The organism is Jiulongibacter sediminis (assembly GCF_001306455.1).
Lineage (GTDB): Bacteria > Bacteroidota > Bacteroidia > Cytophagales > Spirosomataceae > Jiulongibacter > Jiulongibacter sediminis.
On record NZ_LGTQ01000005.1, the window covers coordinates 655580 to 673769 of the forward strand.

The 18190-nt window shown below is 39.5% G+C and carries 16 protein-coding genes and 1 other RNA gene; 10 read left to right on the plus strand and 7 right to left on the minus strand.

Annotated elements, in window-relative coordinates; all coding sequences use genetic code 11:
* The first annotated feature begins 8 nt into the window (after nt 1–8).
* The 9 genes from AFM12_RS02945 to AFM12_RS02985 all read left to right on the plus strand — a co-directional run bounded on the left by AFM12_RS02945 (nt 9) and on the right by AFM12_RS02985 (nt 10640).
* On the plus strand, nt 9–2093 hold the full coding sequence (locus tag AFM12_RS02945) for a hypothetical protein (protein WP_055143775.1): 2085 nt from the start codon (nt 9–11) through the stop codon (nt 2091–2093).
* A 1-nt stretch (nt 2094) separates the two neighbouring features.
* Complete coding sequence (locus tag AFM12_RS02950; RefSeq protein ID WP_131458160.1) at nt 2095–3030, plus strand: Smr/MutS family protein; 936 nt, start codon at nt 2095–2097, stop codon at nt 3028–3030.
* Nucleotides 2975–4393 carry a DUF4403 family protein gene (locus AFM12_RS02955; RefSeq protein WP_055143777.1) on the plus strand — a complete coding sequence of 473 codons (1419 nt, stop codon included), beginning with the start codon at nt 2975–2977 and terminating at the stop codon, nt 4391–4393. Before AFM12_RS02950 ends, AFM12_RS02955 begins: the two co-directional genes overlap by 56 nt.
* A gap of 22 nt (nt 4394–4415) precedes the next feature.
* Nucleotides 4416–4801, plus strand: an RNA gene (rnpB, locus tag AFM12_RS05885) — RNase P RNA component class A.
* A gap of 99 nt (nt 4802–4900) precedes the next feature.
* Complete coding sequence (locus AFM12_RS02965; protein ID WP_055143778.1) at nt 4901–5509, plus strand: 30S ribosomal protein S16; 609 nt, start codon at nt 4901–4903, stop codon at nt 5507–5509.
* A 75-nt stretch (nt 5510–5584) separates the two neighbouring features.
* A complete protein-coding gene (gene rimM / locus AFM12_RS02970; RefSeq protein WP_055143779.1) occupies nt 5585–6115 on the plus strand; it encodes a ribosome maturation factor RimM in 531 nt (176 codons plus the stop codon).
* Between the two features lie 2 nt (nt 6116–6117).
* On the plus strand, nt 6118–6801 hold the full coding sequence (trmD, locus tag AFM12_RS02975; RefSeq protein ID WP_055143780.1) for a tRNA (guanosine(37)-N1)-methyltransferase TrmD: 684 nt from the start codon (nt 6118–6120) through the stop codon (nt 6799–6801).
* Nucleotides 6802–6897: 96 nt separating this feature from the next.
* Nucleotides 6898–9456 (plus strand): DNA gyrase subunit A, encoded by a 2559-nt coding sequence (gene gyrA, locus AFM12_RS02980; RefSeq protein WP_055143781.1) that lies wholly within the window; start codon nt 6898–6900, stop codon nt 9454–9456.
* A gap of 101 nt (nt 9457–9557) precedes the next feature.
* Nucleotides 9558–10640 carry a tetratricopeptide repeat protein gene (locus AFM12_RS02985; protein ID WP_082391165.1) on the plus strand — a complete coding sequence of 361 codons (1083 nt, stop codon included), beginning with the start codon at nt 9558–9560 and terminating at the stop codon, nt 10638–10640.
* A gap of 111 nt (nt 10641–10751) precedes the next feature.
* Here the strand turns inward: AFM12_RS02985 and AFM12_RS02990 are convergent, their stop codons facing one another.
* The 3 genes from AFM12_RS02990 to AFM12_RS03000 all read right to left on the minus strand — a co-directional run bounded on the left by AFM12_RS02990 (nt 10752) and on the right by AFM12_RS03000 (nt 12638).
* Nucleotides 10752–10931, minus strand: coding sequence for a hypothetical protein (locus AFM12_RS02990; protein ID WP_055143783.1), 180 nt, complete (start codon nt 10929–10931; stop codon nt 10752–10754).
* Between the two features lie 12 nt (nt 10932–10943).
* A complete protein-coding gene (locus AFM12_RS02995) occupies nt 10944–11387 on the minus strand; it encodes a helix-turn-helix transcriptional regulator (protein WP_055143784.1) in 444 nt (147 codons plus the stop codon).
* Between the two features lie 432 nt (nt 11388–11819).
* A complete protein-coding gene (locus AFM12_RS03000; protein WP_055143785.1) occupies nt 11820–12638 on the minus strand; it encodes a 2,3,4,5-tetrahydropyridine-2,6-dicarboxylate N-succinyltransferase in 819 nt (272 codons plus the stop codon).
* A 430-nt stretch (nt 12639–13068) separates the two neighbouring features.
* Here AFM12_RS03000 and gap point away from each other — a divergent pair, with 430 nt between their 5' ends.
* The gene (gene gap, locus AFM12_RS03005; protein ID WP_055143786.1) at nt 13069–14073 is read left to right on the plus strand and encodes a type I glyceraldehyde-3-phosphate dehydrogenase; all 1005 of its coding nucleotides are present in this window, start codon (nt 13069–13071) and stop codon (nt 14071–14073) included.
* An 84-nt stretch (nt 14074–14157) separates the two neighbouring features.
* On the opposite strand, the gene trmB is transcribed toward gap, so the two are convergent.
* The 4 genes from trmB to AFM12_RS03025 are packed head-to-tail and all read right to left on the minus strand — an operon-like array spanning nt 14158 to nt 18172.
* Entirely contained in the window at nt 14158–14814 is a 657-nt protein-coding gene (gene trmB, locus AFM12_RS03010; protein WP_055143787.1) for a tRNA (guanosine(46)-N7)-methyltransferase TrmB, read from the minus strand.
* A 3-nt stretch (nt 14815–14817) separates the two neighbouring features.
* On the minus strand, nt 14818–16116 hold the full coding sequence (locus tag AFM12_RS03015) for a bifunctional folylpolyglutamate synthase/dihydrofolate synthase (RefSeq protein WP_055143788.1): 1299 nt from the start codon (nt 16114–16116) through the stop codon (nt 14818–14820).
* A 30-nt stretch (nt 16117–16146) separates the two neighbouring features.
* Entirely contained in the window at nt 16147–17073 is a 927-nt protein-coding gene (locus AFM12_RS03020) for a hypothetical protein (RefSeq protein WP_055143789.1), read from the minus strand.
* Nucleotides 17054–18172 (minus strand): HU domain-containing protein, encoded by a 1119-nt coding sequence (locus AFM12_RS03025; RefSeq protein ID WP_055143790.1) that lies wholly within the window; start codon nt 18170–18172, stop codon nt 17054–17056. Before AFM12_RS03025 ends, AFM12_RS03020 begins: the two co-directional genes overlap by 20 nt.
* Between the last annotated feature and the right edge of the window lie 18 nt (nt 18173–18190).

The following is an 18190-nucleotide window of genomic DNA, read 5'->3' on the forward strand; positions in this document are numbered from 1 at the left end:
CATTTCAGATGAAATCAGAGCTCATTTACACTCAACCGATTTGGTTGATTCCCTTGTGTATTGCCGTTGGTATTGCTTATGCGTGGCTCTTCTACTCCGGTGAAAATAATAGGAGTAAAAGGGTCAACAGAATACTGGCGGCAATACGGGCGATCCTGGTGGCTCTGATTTGTTTTTTATTGATCAATCCTCTCCTGAGAAGTAATTCTACGAAGACCATAAAACCTTTGATGGTTCTCGGAATTGATAATTCAAGTTCAATTCGAAATCTTGGACAATCAGCACTGGATGAATTGAAAAATCAACTCTCAGAGTTCAGAGAAAGTCTTGACGGATCCGATTTTGACCTAGAAATCAGAAATCTTGATGGTGAAAAACTCGGTAACCTTGATTCGTTAAGGTTTGACCGAAAGAAATCTGATCTGGGTAGTTTTTTCAGAAAGGTGAATGAGGAGTTCGAAGGTCAAAACCTTCGGAAGGTGGTTTTTCTATCTGATGGTATCGCCAACAGTGGTTTGAGTCCATTGAACAAAACTTATCCTTTTGAAATTGATGTTGTTGGAGTAGGGGACACCACCATCAAAAAAGATCTTATTCTAAAAGGCTTAACCGCGAATAAGCTGGCATACCTGGGCAACTCTTTCCCTGTGGAAGCTGAAATCTCGGCCCGATTATACGCTGGTCAAAGTACAGTTGTTCTAATCAAGCACGAAAATGAAGTGCTTGCCCGGCAAAATGTAGCTTTTAGTGGAGAAGATGATTTTAAGGTAATTCAATTCACCATTCCTGCTCAAAATATTGGAAAACAACGTTTTCAAGTTGAGATTTTACCCTTGAGCGGAGAGTATAGCACCCGAAATAACCGAAGAGATATAATTGTAGATATTGTTGACGGAAAAGAAAAAATTCTTCTTTTGTCTCAGTCTCCCCATCCTGATGTTAAGGCTCTGAGAGCTATTATGGAAAAAAACGAGCTTTTTGAAGTCGAGGTAAAGTCAGTTGTTTTTGATGATGCTTCAGAAATCATTTCCTCAGATTTTGACATTTTGGTTTTGCACCAATTGCCTGCATTAAATAATGATTACAATGCTGTTGTATCGAGAGTTTTGGCAAAAATGAAACCAACATTTTTTATTCTTGGTAACCAAAGCAACCTCAGTGTTTTTAACGGAATGCAGGAGGTTGTCAGCGTTTCATCTCAAAGCAACAAGAGCGATAAGGTAACTGCCAGTTTTAATGCGAGTTTTAACCGATATCAGATAGAAAACGATATTCAGTCTGTCGTGAGCTCGCTTCCTCCGTTAACTGCTCCTTTTGGAGAATATCGCACGTTTCCGGGCAGTGATGTGATAATTCTTCAGAAAGTTGGAAATCTGACTACCGAAAGGCCTCTTTTGGCTTTAAATACGAATGTCAATCGAAAATCTGCCGTTTTGGCCGGGGAGGGGATCTGGCAATGGCGAATGGAGGAATTCTTTATGAATGACGAGCAGGTGGCTATTGACGATGTTATTCTAAAAACTCTTCAACTGATATCGGTTAAAGAGGACAAAGAAAAACTCCGGGTTTATCCTACGCAGGATGTTTTTGATATTGATGAATCCACTGTTTTTCAGACAGAGATTTATAACGATTTGTTCGAAAAGATTTACCCGGGCTCTGTGACCTTGCAATTAAACGGTTCTAGTGACTATCAGAAAACGTTTAACTACGAAGTGGCTGAAAACAATTCAAACTTTGAGATTTCTGATTTACCCGCCGGGGTTTATTCTTATAATGCCCAGGCGGTGGTTTTAGGTAAAAATGAGTCAAGTTCAGGTCAGTTTGTAGTTCGCGATGTAGATCTTGAGTTTCTCAATACTACGGCTGATTTTGACTTTCTCCGAACACTCGCGGCAAACAGTAACGGTCAATTTTATACTAGTAATGAGTTGGATTTACTTGCTGAAAATATAGGAAATGAAAGTCTTTCGGCAAAGTTAATCAGTACGGAAGACCTCAGAGAAATTATCAATCTTCGGTGGCTTCTACCTTTACTAATTTTACTCGCCGCAATTGAGTGGGCATACAGAAAATACCTCGGAGGATATTAATATGACAGAATTCTTAAAAGGCGATAAGGTCAGGATGCTTCGCTCGTCTGAAGAAGGTGAGGTAGTTAAAGTATCTGGAAATATTATTGAAATAGAAACAGCCGACGGTTTCGTAATTCCCGTTGTCACGGCAGACCTTGCGAAGGTTTCCAGGGAAGAAGAGAAGTTTTTCAGAAATCAACCCGTTGATTATTCAAAACCAAAATCTGCAGAAGAATCGCTATTTATTAATCATTTCAAAGACGCTGTTTCCTTGGCATTTGAGGAAATAAACGAAATGAAACTAAGACCTTGGTTTATCAATCATTTTGATGCTGAGGTGCTTTTCGTTCTTTCTGTTAAAGAGGGGAAAGTATTTACAAATATGGCCTCAGGCCAATGCGGTAAAGGAGAAGAAGTCAGACTTGACAAAGAATTCAAAAAATCGGAATTTGAGAACTGGTCAAAATGGCATTTACAACTTTTGGTCTTCAAAAAGGAAAAGGAAGTAAGCCTACCAATGCAACTTGAATTTTCGTTAAAGGCTTCAAAATTGTTCAAGGAGAAAGAAAACTTCGGCAAACTTCAGCGAAAGGGGTATGTCCGCTTGATAGACCTTAAAGAAAAACAATTGGAAGAACCCGTAAAAGGAAATTACTTTGAGCCTCAGTTTCTTTACAAAGAGAAAACAATTGACTTACACGCCGGTTCTCTAGGAATTCAGGAGAATAAGCCGGATTTAATCTTAGAACAGCAATTGGCAGCATTTCAGAAAGAATTTGACAACGCCATAGCCAATGATTTGACAGAACTCACCGTTATACACGGAGTTGGTAATGGTGTTTTGAGAACTAAAATCCATAAACAACTGGCTAATTCAGAACATGTAGAATGGTTTAAAGATGCTCAGAAAGAGAAATTTGGTTACGGGGCTACCCTGGTACATTTTAAGGCTTAGTACACTTTTTGTATTCGGCTTCCTTTTAACTTCCTGTGATAAATCAATCACACCTGAGAAACCTTTTGAAACCTACAATACGTCAAAAATTGATAGTCTTAAAAAGGAAGTTTCCTACATTACTGTTCCCATAGATCTCAAAGTCTCTGAGATTGAAAAACAAATAAACCAACAATTCAAGGGGCTACTTTATGAAGACGATAGTTTTGAAGGAGATGATCTGAAGGTAAAAATCTGGAAACAAGCCGACCTTAAATTTAAAGCCCGCGGAGATGGCTTCTTTATTTTTGACGTTCCGTTGAAAATATGGGTCGAGAAAAAGGTGAATGTATTGGGAATGTCTCAATCTCCCTCAACTCAGTTTGAAATGAAAGCCCGCTTTTCTTCGCGTCCTTTCATTTCTGCGAATTGGGAACTTAAAACATTAACCAATGCAGAAGGCTTTGAATTTATTACCGAACCCAAACTTCGACTTGGAGGCTTCAATATCCCGATAACTGGCATAGTGAGTAGCCTTCTTGATAATTATCAGGGAACCATTGCCCGCATGATCGATGAATCTGTCGCAGATAAAGTGGATATTAAAACCCCCGTTTTAACCGTTTGGAATAAACTCAAAGAACCACTTCAGGTTTCAGAGGATTATGACCTGTGGACAAACGTAGAACCTCAGGACATTCTAATGACAGAATTGAGGTCTGATAAAGATTTGATCCACACCTCGGTTTCCATAAAGGCCATCATAAACTCTAGTGTTGGAAAAACGGAGAAGAAAATCCGTCAATCTACTGAGTTACCTCCTATCAAGTTCGTTAAAAAATTACCCGAAGGGTTTGGTGTTTACCTCTACAATCTGGTAACCTTCTCTCAAGCCGAGAAAATATCAAATGAATTGTTCCGGTCAAGTCGTTACAAATTTTCAGGCGGAAGAGAAATTGAAATATTAGGCGTTCATGTTTTCGGAGGAGAAAAGAATAAGTTAATTATTCAGATCAATACGGCTGGCGACTTGAATGGTACCATTTTCCTTACCGGAGACCCTGTTTATGACGACAAAAGACGTGAACTTATTCTCACAAATACGGAGTTTGACCTCAAAACTAAAAATGTTCTCAAAAAAGCGGCACTCTGGGTTATGGAGGGCAATCTTGAAAAAAGTATTGAATCTGATTTCGGTATCCCGGTTGACCCCATTTTTGAAATGGCAAAGAATTCTATTGATGAATTCTTCAAGACAGAGCTACAAAACGGTATCAAACTCAATGGTAAGGTAAATGAAATCAAGCCGATAGGAGTAAATCTTCAACCCGAAGGCCTGATGACAATCGTCGAAATCAACGGAGATCTAGGTGTCAAATTCTGAAAATTGAGCTACCTTGCGGCCAGAAACAGGCTGTCCTATCGCTCCGAAGAATATCGGTGAGGAAAGTCCGAACAGCAAAGAGCATCATGCTACCTAACGGGTAGGAGAGAAGCAGGTGACCGCTTCTCTACAGCTAGTGCCACAGAAAATGTACCGCCACGCCCTCGGCGTGGTAAGGGTGAAATGGTGGAGTAAGAGCCCACCGTGCCGGTGGTGACATCGGTAGCAGGGTAAACCTCATGAGCTGAAAGATCAAATAAGCCTTGAGTTTTCGTCGGCTCGGCGGAAACCTTCGGGTTCTCAGGGTGGGTAGATTGATAGAGGTTCTGAGTAATCAGAATCCCAGATAAATGATAGGAGTCCTGCATTCGCGGGAAACAGAATTCGGCTTACAGGCCTGTTTCTTTTAAATAATACAGAATCAGTTGTTTTAAAATCAATTTTGTATTACTACCTTTGCAGTCCGAAAATAAAACCGGGGACGGGTTCCCCACTTAAACAAAGAATATGGCTGTAAAAATCAGACTATCGAGACACGGACGCAAGAAAAGAGCAATCTACAATATTGTAGTGGCTGATGCCAGAGCTCCTCGCGACGGTAAATTCATCGAAAAATTGGGTCAGTATAACCCAAATGTTACTCCAGCGGGTCTGGAACTTAACGACGAAAGAGCTTTGCATTGGTTAATGACTGGTGCCCAGCCTACAGACACTACTCGTAAAATCTTATCAGTTAGAGGTCTAATGTTGCAAAAACACCTTCAGGTGGGTGTGACTAAAGGTGCTATTACTCAGGAAGAGGCTGACAAGAAGCTGGATGCCTGGAAAGCTGACAAAGAGAAATCAAGAGAAGAAAGAATCGCCAAACTTACCGGTGACAAAGATGCTGCTAAAAAAGCTGCTCTTGAAGCTGAGCGTAAGAAGAAAGAGGAAGTTGAAGCTAAGAAAAAAGAAGCTGAGGCTGCCTTGATTGCTGAAGCAGAAGCTGCTGAGGCTGCTAAAGCCGCCGAAGAAGCTGGAACTTCTGAAGAAGAAGCCCCTGCTGCTGAAAGCACGGACGAGGCTCCTGCAGCTGAGGAAGCTCCGGCCGAAGAAGCTGAAGGTGAAAAAGAATAAGGAAGACAAATCCGAAGGAAAATCCTCACTACTTTAGTGGGGATTTTTCTTTTTAAAGCCATTCAAAAACAATAAATGACAACTGAAGACTGCTACTTTTTGGGTAAAATTACTCAAACTCATGGGCTCAAAGGCGAGGTGATTCTTTGGCTCGATGTAGATGAACCTGATTTATACGCTGAAATGGATTCAGTCTTTTTGAAATTTGGTAAAGAGCTTGTTCCCTATTTCATCGAGAATATTCAAATAAGAGGGAAGAAGTCAATCGCTAAGTTTGAAGATATTGACACCATTGAACAAACTGAGTCTATTATTAATAAAGAACTTTTTTTGCCTCTTTACACTCTGCCTGAGCTTGATGATCAAACTTCTTTTTATTATCACGAAATCATTGGTTTTGAGCTCAAAAGCGAAAATGACGGCGAAATATTAGGTACCGTATCATCAGTATACGAGGGCTCAGGTCAGGACTTACTGGCTTTTGAATTCAAAGGAAAAGAGGTATTAGTGCCTATTTCTGATGATATCGTTAAAACCATTGACAGAGAGAAAAAACAACTAAGTGTTGATTTGCCTGATGGGCTTATTGACTTATATATGGAGTAACTATGCAAATTGACATTGTAACCTGTCTTCCGGGTTTAGTTGAGGGTTTCTTTTCTCAATCTATTGTCAAAAGAGCAACAGAAGGGGGGAAGGTCAGTATAAACATTATCGACCTGAGAGAGTACGGTATTGGCAAGAGTCGTCAAATAGATGACTACGCATTTGGTGGTGGAGCCGGTATGGTGATGATGATTGAGCCATTGGTCAATTGTATAAAAGACCTTCAATCCAGAACTCGTTATGACGAGATTATTTACATGACGCCTGATGGTGATTTGTTTGATCAGAAAACCGCCAATAGTTTTTCTCTAAAAGGTAATCTCATGATCATTTGTGGTCACTACAAAGGAATTGATGAAAGAGTAAGAGAATCGTACATAACAAAAGAGCTTTCCATTGGTGATTATGTACTCAGTGGCGGAGAAATACCGGCGGCTGTGGTGACCGATGCAATTGTGCGTCTCATACCGGGTGCGATGAATGATGAAACCTCTGCTCTTACAGATAGTTTTCAGGACAATCTTCTGGCACCTCCCGTTTATACCAGACCAGCTGATTTTGAAGGACTTAAAGTGCCCGAAATTCTATTGTCAGGTAACTTCAAAAAAATAGAGGAATGGAGAGTCGAAAAAGCCATTGAAAGGACACAAAAAAGACGCCCTGATTTGTGGAAAAAAACATTATGATGGGCCATTAAAAATGGTTATTTTTGATCTTCAAATTATGCGGTTTTGTATCCGCAATATTTCAAATAAAATCTGAAATTCTTCGCAATTTAATCTATGGCAGAGGAAAACGAGAACCCGACACCAGAATCAAGCCCCAGAGGTAACATTATCCCCATTAACATTGAAGACGAAATGCGTGGAGCCTACATTGACTACTCAATGTCGGTTATTATTTCACGTGCTCTTCCTGACGTTCGAGACGGTTTTAAACCAGTGCACAGACGTGTACTTTACGGGATGTCAGAACTCGGTGTTTATCATAACAGACCTTACAAGAAATCAGCTCGTATCGTAGGGGAGGTTCTTGGTAAGTATCACCCACATGGTGACTCGTCGGTTTATGATACAATGGTTCGTATGGCTCAGGAGTGGTCTTTAAGATACCCGCTGGTTGACGGTCAGGGTAACTTTGGATCGGTAGATGGAGACTCACCGGCTGCCATGCGTTATACTGAGGCTCGTCTTAAGCGAATAGCTGAGGAAATGCTGGCTGATATTAATAAGGAGACCGTTGATTATCAGCCAAACTTTGATGATTCACTTTCAGAGCCTTCCGTATTACCTGCCAGAATACCAAATCTGCTTTTAAATGGAACCAGTGGTATCGCTGTAGGTATGGCTACTAACATGGCCCCTCATAACCTCACAGAGGTAGTTGACGGTATAAAAGCATATATTGCTGATGAAGATATCAGTGTTGAGGGCCTAATGGAGTTTATTAAAGCTCCGGATTTCCCTACGGGTGGAATCATTTATGGTTACTCTGGTGTGAAATCTGCTTTTGAAACCGGGAGAGGACGTATTGTAATTCGATCTACGGCTAATTTTGAAACGAGCAAGACGGGTAAAGAGCGAATTGTAGTTACTGAAATTCCATACATGGTTAATAAGGCCGCAATGATTGAAAAAACGGCGGCATTGATCAATGAAAAGAAAATTGAAGGAATTTCGGATATAAGAGACGAGTCTGATAGAACAGGTATGCGGATTGTGTATGATCTCAAAAGAGATGCTGTACCAAACGTAGTTTTAAATAACCTTTACAAGTATACTCAACTTCAATCTTCTTTCAGTATCAACAATGTGGCTCTGGTTAAAGGAAGACCGCATACGCTTAATCTGAAAGACATGATTAAGCACTACGTAACTCACCGAATAGAGGTGATTACCCGTAGAACTGAGTATGAGCTGAAAGAGGCAGAAAAAAGAGCCCACATTCTTGAAGGTTTGCTTATTGCTCTCGATAACCTTGATGAGGTTATTGCTTTAATCAGAGCTTCAAAAGACCCTGACGAAGCCAGGGACGGACTAATGTCTAAGTTTAATCTCTCTGAGATTCAGGCTAAGGCCATCCTCGACATGCGTTTGCAGCGTCTTACAGGTCTTGAAAGAGATAAGATCATCGCAGAATTTGAGGAAATCAAGAAATTGATTGAAAGATTGAATGAAATCCTCGGTTCTGAAGATGTTAAGAAAGAGCTCATTATTGAAGATCTTAATGACGTCAAAGAGAAATACGGTGACGAGCGGAGATCGGTCATTGAAATGGCTGGTGGTGATTTCAATATTGAGGATATGATCCCTGATGATGAAATGCTCGTAACCGTTTCTAATGAAGGTTATATCAAAAGAACTGCACTTGTTGAGTACCGAACTCAAAACAGAGGTGGTGTGGGCTCCAGAGGAGTAAAAACAAAAGATACCGACTACACAGAGCATTTATTCTCTGCGACCAACCATAATTACCTGTTATTCTTCACTGAGAAAGGAAAATTGTTCTGGTTGAGAGTATTTGAAGTTCCTGAAGGCAATAAAACTTCCAAGGGAAGAGCTATTCAGAATCTGATAAACATTGAGTCTGACGATTCTATCAGAGCCGTTTTAAATGTGAAGACCTTGACTGATGAAGATTATATCAACAATAACTTCATCATTATGTGTACCAAAAATGGTGTGGTTAAGAAAACCTTGCTTGAAGCTTATTCACGGCCTAGAGTCAACGGTATTATTGCCATCAATATCAACGAGGGCGATCAGCTACTAGATGTTGCACTGACAAATGGTGATAATCATATTATTATAGCCGCATCAGAAGGAAAAGCTGTAAGATTCCACGAGTCTGGAATCAGAGCAATGGGTAGAGGTGCAACTGGTGTCAGAGGTATCAAACTTTCTGAATCTGATCATGCTATCGGTATGGTGTGTGTCAATCGTGAAGATGCCCAACTAATGGTGGTCTCTGAAAATGGTTATGGTAAACGTTCTGATATTGAAGAATATAGAATCACCTCAAGAGGTGCTAAAGGTGTGAAAGCTCTGAATATCACGGATAAAACCGGTAAACTTGTGGCCATTAAGGAAGTTACAGATGAAGATGACCTTATGATCATAACCATTAAAGGTATTCTGATCAGAATGAGTGTTTCTGACCTAAGAGTAATGGGTAGGGCCACACAAGGGGTGAGACTAATAAAACTAAATAATAATGACGGAATAGCTTCTGTCACCAGGATCGTAAAAGAAGAAGAGGAAGAAAGTGAAGACTCAGATATTGAAAGCAATTCTGAGAGTGGGGAAGGAGCGGAACCTTCTGAAACAGGGACTGAAGAGTAATTGTTAAAGCCTTGTTAAATGCAGTTTTTGGGTTAATCAAATCATTGACCAAAGCGTCAAAAGGCTGTAAATAAAGTAAAGAACTAACAAAAATAAACCTAATGAAAAAACTAGTAATCGGATTAGCACTAATTTCGGCATCGTACTTTGCCTCTGCACAGGGGGTAATGGATTTGGCGAAAGATGCCCAGTGTGAAACATGGCAAAATACGCTTAACCCAATTTTAAAAAGTAGTGAACATCCAAAAAGAGGTATCAAAGCTTCTACTTGGGTACGTTTGGCAGATGCTTATGCGAACTATACGACTGCCTGTGGTAAGGATTCTACTTCTGCTTTAAAAGCTTGGGATGCCATTCACAAAGCGAAAGAACTTGATACTGATGGTAAATCTGCCGATGATATTGAGGCACTAATGCATGGCCAATTGATGTATTCAGCGGTTGTTAATCAGGGAGTTGCTCACTATAATGCAGGAAACATCGAGAAAGCTACGGAGTATTTTCATATTGGATATGCCGTTGACCCTTCAGATACCTTGACTTCATTGTATGCTGGGATTGCTTCAAATCAACTTGGTGATACAGAAATGGCAAAGAAAGCTTTTATACACTATGTTGATATAGCCAACGGTGATGACGAGTCTGCTTTTTATAGCCTTAGTAACATGGCTAAAGAAGAGGGTAACGTTGAAGAAGCAATATCTTGGTTAAAGAAAGGTATTGACAGAACAGACAATAAAGAGCTTAGAGGCGAATTGGTAAATCTGTACATTCAAAACGATATGCTTGATAAGGCGGTTGCGGATTTGGAAGCACTTGTGGAGAAAGATCCTACCAACACTAACGTCATGTTAAATCTTGGTCTTTTATATGATAATCAGGGAAATACGGACAAGGCACTTGCTATCTACGAAGATATCTTGAAAATTGATCCTGATAACTATGATACGAATTTCAGTATTGCCGTTGTTCACTTTAATGCTGCTGTAAAAATCAAGCAAAAGGTAGATGCCATGGACATGGACACTTACCAGAAAGAAGGTGCGGCAATTGAAGCTGAAGCTTGTTCAAAATTCCAGGATGCTAAACCATATTTTGAAAAAGCTCTGGCAGCTAAGCCTGATGCACAAGAGGCTAAAGAAAACCTCGAAAACCTAAACAATGTTCTTTCTCAGTGTAAATAAGAAGAGTTTTCTAATATTATTACTGAAAAATGAGGCTATCCTGAAAACAGGGTAGCCTTTTTAGTATATATTTCTCCTACTTAACATAATATATATTATACAACAACCAAACTAATCTTTCCATACCTTATTTTTTATGCCAATGCCAATAAGTAATAGCATCAATGGAATAAGAAAGATAACAGTAGTTTTGATAGGTTGATTATAATAGAGGTCAATAGCTAAAGCAATAAGGCAAAGAATAAGGGCTATTGAAGGCAAATAAAGATATGCCAATCTTTTAGAGCTCATAAATATAATAGTTTAAGATGGGCTAAATTCTGAAAAAGAATTATCCTCGTAAAATACGACAATTTTAGTAATACGTTTCGAAGTACCCCCGAGGTTAATACTTTGAGCCACCGCCTGAGAATCGAATAATTCTGGGTGTGTATTCGGATCATTCTGAATACGCGATTCTCTTAACCTGGCCAGTTCGTCTTTCCTTTCTTCGTCATCTAAACGCTTAGCTATTTTTTTTAGCACTTCCTCAGGAATTCTTTCTCCGTCAAAAGTCCAATTGATTCCCAATTCAGGAAACTTTTTAACTATTCTTTGAATAATGTCGAGACTGGGTTTATTTCTCCCGGCCGTAATATGGCTTATGACGGGTCTACTTACACCTATATAATCGGCAAACTTTGAGCTTGAAAAACCAATTGTCGCGATCAGATCAGCGATTTTTAAGTTCAATTCCTCGAGTTCCATTTCTTAGTTAAATACAAAAGTGTTTCCAAATGAGCTACCTCTCTTAACAAAGGTACATCACAAATGTAAATCCCAAAGTTAACAAATGCAAATAATTCCTTACATAATGTTTACTTATGTAAATTTACATTTATAAACAGATTGTAAGCATCAAAACGTAATAAACAAACATATATCATAACTTTTAAAAGTTAGATTTCGATCTCTTTAATATACTTTTTACATTTCTTACTTGCATTACACTTATAATTTACACACCTTTGTCATGTAAGCCGATCAAATACTGGATTCTAGACTTACGTGCATTCTTTAAAAAGTATAATATTTACGCTTTCCTAATTTAATAACAAAGAGCCCTTTGAGGCACTTCGCAAAAGAAAAGCCCGGACGTTTTATCGCCCGGGCTTTTTAATTATTAAGGAGCTACTCAGCTTAAACAGCTACATCATTCTCTCTTAATGCATCATTTAATGAAGTTTTAAGATCTGTACTCTCTTTTCTCTTGCCAATAATCAACGCACATGGAATCTGATATTCTCCCGCCGGGAATTGCTTTGTTCTGGTACCGGGAATAACAACACTATTCGCAGGAACCTCGCCTTTATAAACAACAGGCTCATTACCAGTAACGTCAATAATCTGAGAACTTTTTGTCAAAGTAACACCAGCACCTAGAACCGCCCTTTTGCCTACATGCACACCCTCAACTACGATACAACGAGAACCGATAAATGCACCATCTTCAATAATAACAGGCGAAGCTTGAGCCGGCTCTAGTACGCCACCTATTCCTACACCACCACTCAGGTGCACATCCTTGCCTATTTGGGCACAGCTTCCGACAGTCGCCCAGGTGTCAACCATTGTCCCTGAATCTACATATGCTCCTATATTTACGTAACTAGGCATCAGGATAGCTCCTGGAGCGATATAAGCCCCGTAGCGTGCCGTCGCTGGAGGAACAACTCTAACTCCAGCCTCTGAATAGTTTTTCTTCAACATCATTTTGTCATGATACTCAAAGATGCCTACTTCTTCAGTTTCCATTTTTCTTAATGGGAAATAAAGAATGATAGCCTTTTTTACCCACTCATTGACTTGCCAATTCCCATCTGCAAGAGGCTCAGCGACACGCAATTGACCTTTATCAACCTGCTCAACCACTGTCTCAATGGCTTTAACCACTGCTGCATCTTTTAAAAGTGTCCTGTCTTCCCAGGCCTGAAGAATGATGTTCTGATCGATTTCCATAGAACTATTTGGTGAAAAAAATAATAAATTAATACTTTATAAAGAATAATATAACTTACTGAATTGCAAATGATTGACGACAGCATGAAACTCTAAATTGCAAAGTTTCAGAATTGAGCATTTTGGATCCAAATATTATTTGGCTTGGCTCCTGCCCTCATGATTCAGCACGCAAAACTAAGACATATTTCTAAATTGCCCCTCTCCCGCCCTGATGAGGAGGAATTAAAATTGTTAAACCAGCCCACCTAAACTCGATAAGAGCTAGCTATTAATGTTAGCATATTCTTATTGAAGCTATTTCATTGTATTAAAAGCCCGTGGAAATTGTACTATTAAAGCAATAAATAGAGCATTTAGAGTAATAGTTTCGGGTTATCTGAAAAGTGTTATTTTTGTCCTTTCTTTTACCAAACAAATATTTTACTCAATGACAGACATTAAAGTTGCTATCAACGGTTTTGGGAGAATCGGAAGATTGGTTTACCGCCAAATCTATGATATGAAAGGTATTGATATTGTGGCAATTAACGACTTGACAAGTCCGGCTACATTAGCTCACCTTCTTAAATATGATACTGCTCAGGGTAGATTTGACCAGGAGGTTAAGGCTACAGATAACAGTATTATCGTAAACGGTGACGAAATAAACATATACTCACAGCGTGATCCTTCTCAAATTCCATGGGCTGATCATGATGTTGATGTAGTATTGGAGTGCACTGGTTTCTTCGCAAGTGATGAAAAGGCTTCTGCTCACCTTACTGCAGGTGCTAAAAAGGTGGTTATTTCTGCACCGGCTACAGGTGATGTGAAAATGATTGTTTACGGTGTAAACCATGAAACTCTTGACGGTTCTGAAACAATTATTTCTGGTGCTTCTTGTACTACGAACTGTCTTGCCCCAATGGCTAAAGTCTTGAACGACTCATTTGGTATCAAGTCTGGTTTGATGACAACCATTCATGCGTACACCAATGATCAGAATACTCAGGATGCCCCTCATAAAGATTTGAGAAGAGCGAGAGCTGCGGCTCAGAACATCGTACCAAACACTACTGGTGCTGCTAAGGCAATTGGCAAAGTTCTTCCTGAACTCAATGGTATTCTTGACGGTGCTGCACAGCGTGTACCTACCTTGACGGGGTCTCTAACTGAGCTTTTCACTGTTCTTGATAAGAAAGTAACAGCTGAAGAAATCAATGCAGCTATGAAAGCAGCAGCAAGCGAGAGCTATGGTTACACTGAAGATGAGATTGTAAGCTCTGATATTATTGGTATCACGTACGGTTCATTATTTGATGCTACTCAAACTAAAGTTCAAACAGTTGGTGATTCTCAAATCGTGAAAACTGTGAGCTGGTATGATAATGAAATGTCTTACGTTTCTCAATTGGTTAGAACAGTTCAGCATTTCGCAGGTTTGATCGCATAATCAAACTATTAGTCTATAAGCAAAAAGCTCCGGCTGTGATTAGTCGGAGCTTTTTTGTGTCCAAGTATTTAAATCCCAGATATTCTAGTTTTTCAACTGGCACTTAATGTAGTTGATTGTGTAACCTTTCTCCATCCACAGGCCCTCATAATGTGTTTTAATACCATAATGGTCTTCCAGAAGAGGTGAATTATACAGGTCATTAGTATTACCCATAATCTTAAAATCAGCGTCATCCGAGAGTTTCTCTAAGGTATACTCATAGAGAAAAGGGCTATCAGTCTTTAAAATGAATTTCCCTCCAGGTTTTAGGTACTTCTTGTACTCGGCCAGGAAATGATCGTTGGTTAATCTCCGCTTTTCTTCTTTGTCTCGCGGTTGAGGATCGGGGTGAATCAGCCAAATCTCCTCAATAGAAGACTCTTCAAAGAATTCTTCTAAAAATTGGATGCCCGTTCTAAGGAAAGCGGCATTCTCCAAACCCTTTTCAATACATCGTTTGCTACCTCTTGCTATTCGATCACCTTTGATATCAATGCCAATAATATTAACATCAGGTCTATTTTCAGCTAATCCAACAGTATACTCACCTTTACCACAAGCCAACTCTAGTACTAAGGAATTGTTGTTTTTAAAGTATTCATGCCATTGCCCTTTGATAGTTGTGTATAAGGGTTTCCCCCTTTCTATAACATTATGGGCTTCTCTATTATGTTGAAATCGGTGCTGTTTACGTCTCAATACTTATAAAATGTTTATTTCTGCTACTAAATAGGTGCTTCCACCAATAAAAATAAGGTCCTCAGCCCCCGCTATTGAAAGTACTTTTTCAAGGGCCGAATTGACATCTTGGTACCCACCACCAATATTATTAAATATGCTATTTATTTTAGCATATTTAATAATACTCTCAGGATCGGCAGATCTCGGCGAATCAAAACCGGAAAAATAATAATGAGCTTTCTGAGGTAAAATTCGTAGTACCTTACCCCAGTCTTTGTCCTTTGAAAAACCTAAAATGATATGTAAATCGCCCTTTTTATAAGTCAGAAGCTTTTTTCGGGTATACTCGAACGCCTCAGTATTATGCCCAGTATCACAAATGACTAATGGATGGTCATTCAATTTTTGCCAACGACCTTTTAAACCCGTATTAAGGATGACCTTTTCTATTCCATTTTGAATATTCCAATCAGAAATCTGAAAATGACCTTCTTTTTTCAAAATTTCTAAGCTGGCCAAAACACCGGAAAAATTTTTTGACTGATAATTTCCCTCAAGACCACACTTTTGTGTCCACTTATTTCCTGAAGCTAAAACACTAACTAAATAATTAGGTGTTCCTTCATTAGTTTCTTCCACTTTGATAAGGTCCTGGCTAAAGTAGATTCCAGAATCTTTCTCATCAGCCAACTTTTTAAAAACCTTAGCCGTTTCTTCTTGAAACTCGGATATCACCACCGGAACTCCGGGTTTAATAATTCCACCTTTTTCGAAGGCAATTTGTTCGAGAGTATCACCCAAGATGTCTGTATGATCATATCCAATATTGGTGATTAGTGAAAGAACCGGTATGATAATGTTGGTGGAGTCCAAACGCCCACCCAACCCGACTTCAATCACCGCAGCGTCGACTTTTTCATCGGAGAAGAGCTGAAATGCCAAAGCTACAGTCACCTCAAAGAAAGATGGTTTGAGCTCTTCAATGAATTCTTTATGCCTTTCTATGAATTGAATGACATATTCTTCAGGGCACATCAGGCCATTTACCTTAAATCTTTCTCTGAAATCTTTTAAATGAGGACTGGTGTACAGGCCTGTTTTATATCCCGCTTCCTGTAGAACAGAGGCGATCATATGCGAGGAGCTTCCTTTACCATTAGTGCCGGCCACATGAATGGTCTTGAAATTATTTTGAGGATTTCCGAGGTGATCGCAAAAAGCAATGATATTACGCAAATCTTTCTTTAAAGCCGCAGATCCTGACTTTTGAAAAGCAGGTAATCGATCGTAGAGATAATTGACAGTTTGTTGATAATCCATTTAAGGCTCTAATAGGCCGCAAAAATAGACTTAATTTGTAATATTTATGGTAATCGTTCCAGTAGATCTTGAAGGCGGCGTACCCTGAGGTGTAAGGAAAGATCCAAGACTGCGTTGAATGTAAGATTTGTAATAATTGGTAACACTCGGGCTAACCGTAGTGCTCCTTACTTGAATTCCAATTACATCACCACGATCATCAACAGTTACTGAAAAAACAATCCTTCCAGTTTCAGATGAAGCATCTTTTGGAATACTTAGTGCTCTTTTACTCCAGCCGCTTAGACCAGAAATAGAACTCCCGGAACCCCCTGAGCCCGGATTTCCATATAAACTTTTTCCATCAGGAGTACCCCGGGGATCTCCCTGATCTCCAACTGCACCAGGAGCCCCGTCCCCATTGTTGTTTCCACCAATTCCGTCTCTGGTTCCCGTTGTACCGTTTGAATTGCTGCCGCTACCCGATTTTTTCATAACAGAACCCTGATCTACGCTTCTGGCTGGTTTGGGAGGAGTTGTACTCACAGGTGCTGTCGATGAAGTTTTGGTCGAAGTTGAAGTTGTAGGAGTCTTCTTCATGGTTACCGGTGTAGGTTCTGCCTCTGAAGTTATAACCGGTGGTGTCTTTTGAGTGCTTGTTTTTGTACTTCTTGTCGGAGTGCTCGGTTGAGGAACAGCCGGTTGTGGTGTACTTACAGCTTTATTACTCGTTGAGTTATCAGCTGGTTTTACGTCATAATTATTTGGAGAAGTATTCGCCTTATTGGTGGTTTGTAAGTCACCATAACCAGTGAGATCTATACCATAATTGAGATCAACGCCCATGGCAATTTCCTCTTCCGGTACTTCATATATGATTTTGAAAAAAATCAAAGAGGCCAAAAACAAGGCATAAAGCCCCGTACTTATGATTAGAGCCTTATTTCTAATGTCTTTATTATTTATTGCTAACTCCATTTTCGTCAAAATAAACGGACGTCAATCCGGTAAATTCTTCTATTCTATTTGACATGGCTTCTGCCTCTTCTACTGAATTAACGCCGACATACACCCTTCTCATATCATTAACCAGTCTTATTTCAGCATCAAAACCCGCATTCTTCATTTTCTCCAGAAGTCGATCAGCATTTGTTTTACTTTTGAATAAGCCTGCGGCCACCTCAAAAGGATATTTTCTTTGTTCAGAGACCCTTCCTTCACGATACTTCACAGGTTCTGAAGTATTATTCTCAACCGCCGTTACAATTGAATCTTGAGTGGACGTCTCAGCAGAAGAAAGAGAATCTGATTCAACGACAGCACCTTCATCGAATTGTTCAGAAACTACTTCTTCTTCTTTCTTGAAGGGTTTTTCGAGCATTACATAGTACAGGCCTCCAAAAATCAGAAGCAGTGGCAAAATGTAGATAAGATACCTGCCCCAATTGATACCAGCTTCTTCATACTCTTCATCATAGGATTCTTCTATTTCAGAGAGCTGATCATTGCCGACCTCGGTCTGCTGATCATTTTTGACTTCTTGCGTCTCATCAAGGATGACAGGAGCTATTATATTGTCGTCTTCCTCTTCTACTGCTTCTTCTGATTGATTTTCTTCAATACTATCTAACACCTCTGATTCACCTGGAACATCAGTAGCCAGATTTACTTCTATTGTCTGATCAAAATCAGGCTTTGTGTAATAATTGGTATCAGAATTAAACTCTCCTTTGAGGATTTCTTTGTCCTCATCATAAAGCATAATACAATCATTGGCCAGAACAACTTTATCATTTTTATTGAGAGATGACTTCAATTCAAAAGTGAATTCTTTGAGCTGCAGCTCAACTTCAGAAAAGGGTTTATGCTCCTTTTTCAGCACATAATTGATGAACTTCTTTTCTTCATCTTTAGCCAGCAAACCATTGAAAGTAAACGATTTTACCGGTTCTATAACCTGTCCGGAATCATCCATTGAAGCTTGGGCAAAAGAGGCAATAAAGGCTCCCAAGCCCGGTACAATAAAGAAATCGAAGTCGTAGAGTGCTTCTTTAATGTACTTCTCAAAGTTAATCATATGGGAAAGCGGCTAAAT

Excerpts from the sequence above, each read along its gene's own strand:
- AFM12_RS02945 (WP_055143775.1), top strand. The coding sequence starts at position 9 with ATGAAATCAGAGCTCATTTACACTCAACCGATTTGGTTGATTCCCTTG.
- AFM12_RS02950 (WP_131458160.1), top strand. The coding sequence starts at position 2,095 with ATGACAGAATTCTTAAAAGGCGATAAGGTCAGGATGCTTCGCTCGTCT.
- AFM12_RS02955 (WP_055143777.1), top strand. The coding sequence starts at position 2,975 with ATGCTCAGAAAGAGAAATTTGGTTACGGGGCTACCCTGGTACATTTTA.
- AFM12_RS02965 (WP_055143778.1), top strand. The coding sequence starts at position 4,901 with ATGGCTGTAAAAATCAGACTATCGAGACACGGACGCAAGAAAAGAGCA.
- rimM (WP_055143779.1), top strand. The coding sequence starts at position 5,585 with ATGACAACTGAAGACTGCTACTTTTTGGGTAAAATTACTCAAACTCAT.
- trmD (WP_055143780.1), top strand. The coding sequence starts at position 6,118 with ATGCAAATTGACATTGTAACCTGTCTTCCGGGTTTAGTTGAGGGTTTC.
- gyrA (WP_055143781.1), top strand. The coding sequence starts at position 6,898 with ATGGCAGAGGAAAACGAGAACCCGACACCAGAATCAAGCCCCAGAGGT.
- AFM12_RS02985 (WP_082391165.1), top strand. The coding sequence starts at position 9,558 with ATGAAAAAACTAGTAATCGGATTAGCACTAATTTCGGCATCGTACTTT.
- AFM12_RS02990 (WP_055143783.1), bottom strand. The coding sequence starts at position 10,931 with ATGAGCTCTAAAAGATTGGCATATCTTTATTTGCCTTCAATAGCCCTT.
- AFM12_RS02995 (WP_055143784.1), bottom strand. The coding sequence starts at position 11,387 with ATGGAACTCGAGGAATTGAACTTAAAAATCGCTGATCTGATCGCGACA.
- AFM12_RS03000 (WP_055143785.1), bottom strand. The coding sequence starts at position 12,638 with ATGGAAATCGATCAGAACATCATTCTTCAGGCCTGGGAAGACAGGACA.
- gap (WP_055143786.1), top strand. The coding sequence starts at position 13,069 with ATGACAGACATTAAAGTTGCTATCAACGGTTTTGGGAGAATCGGAAGA.
- AFM12_RS03015 (WP_055143788.1), bottom strand. The coding sequence starts at position 16,116 with ATGGATTATCAACAAACTGTCAATTATCTCTACGATCGATTACCTGCT.
- AFM12_RS03020 (WP_055143789.1), bottom strand. The coding sequence starts at position 17,073 with ATGGAGTTAGCAATAAATAATAAAGACATTAGAAATAAGGCTCTAATC.
- AFM12_RS03025 (WP_055143790.1), bottom strand. The coding sequence starts at position 18,172 with ATGATTAACTTTGAGAAGTACATTAAAGAAGCACTCTACGACTTCGAT.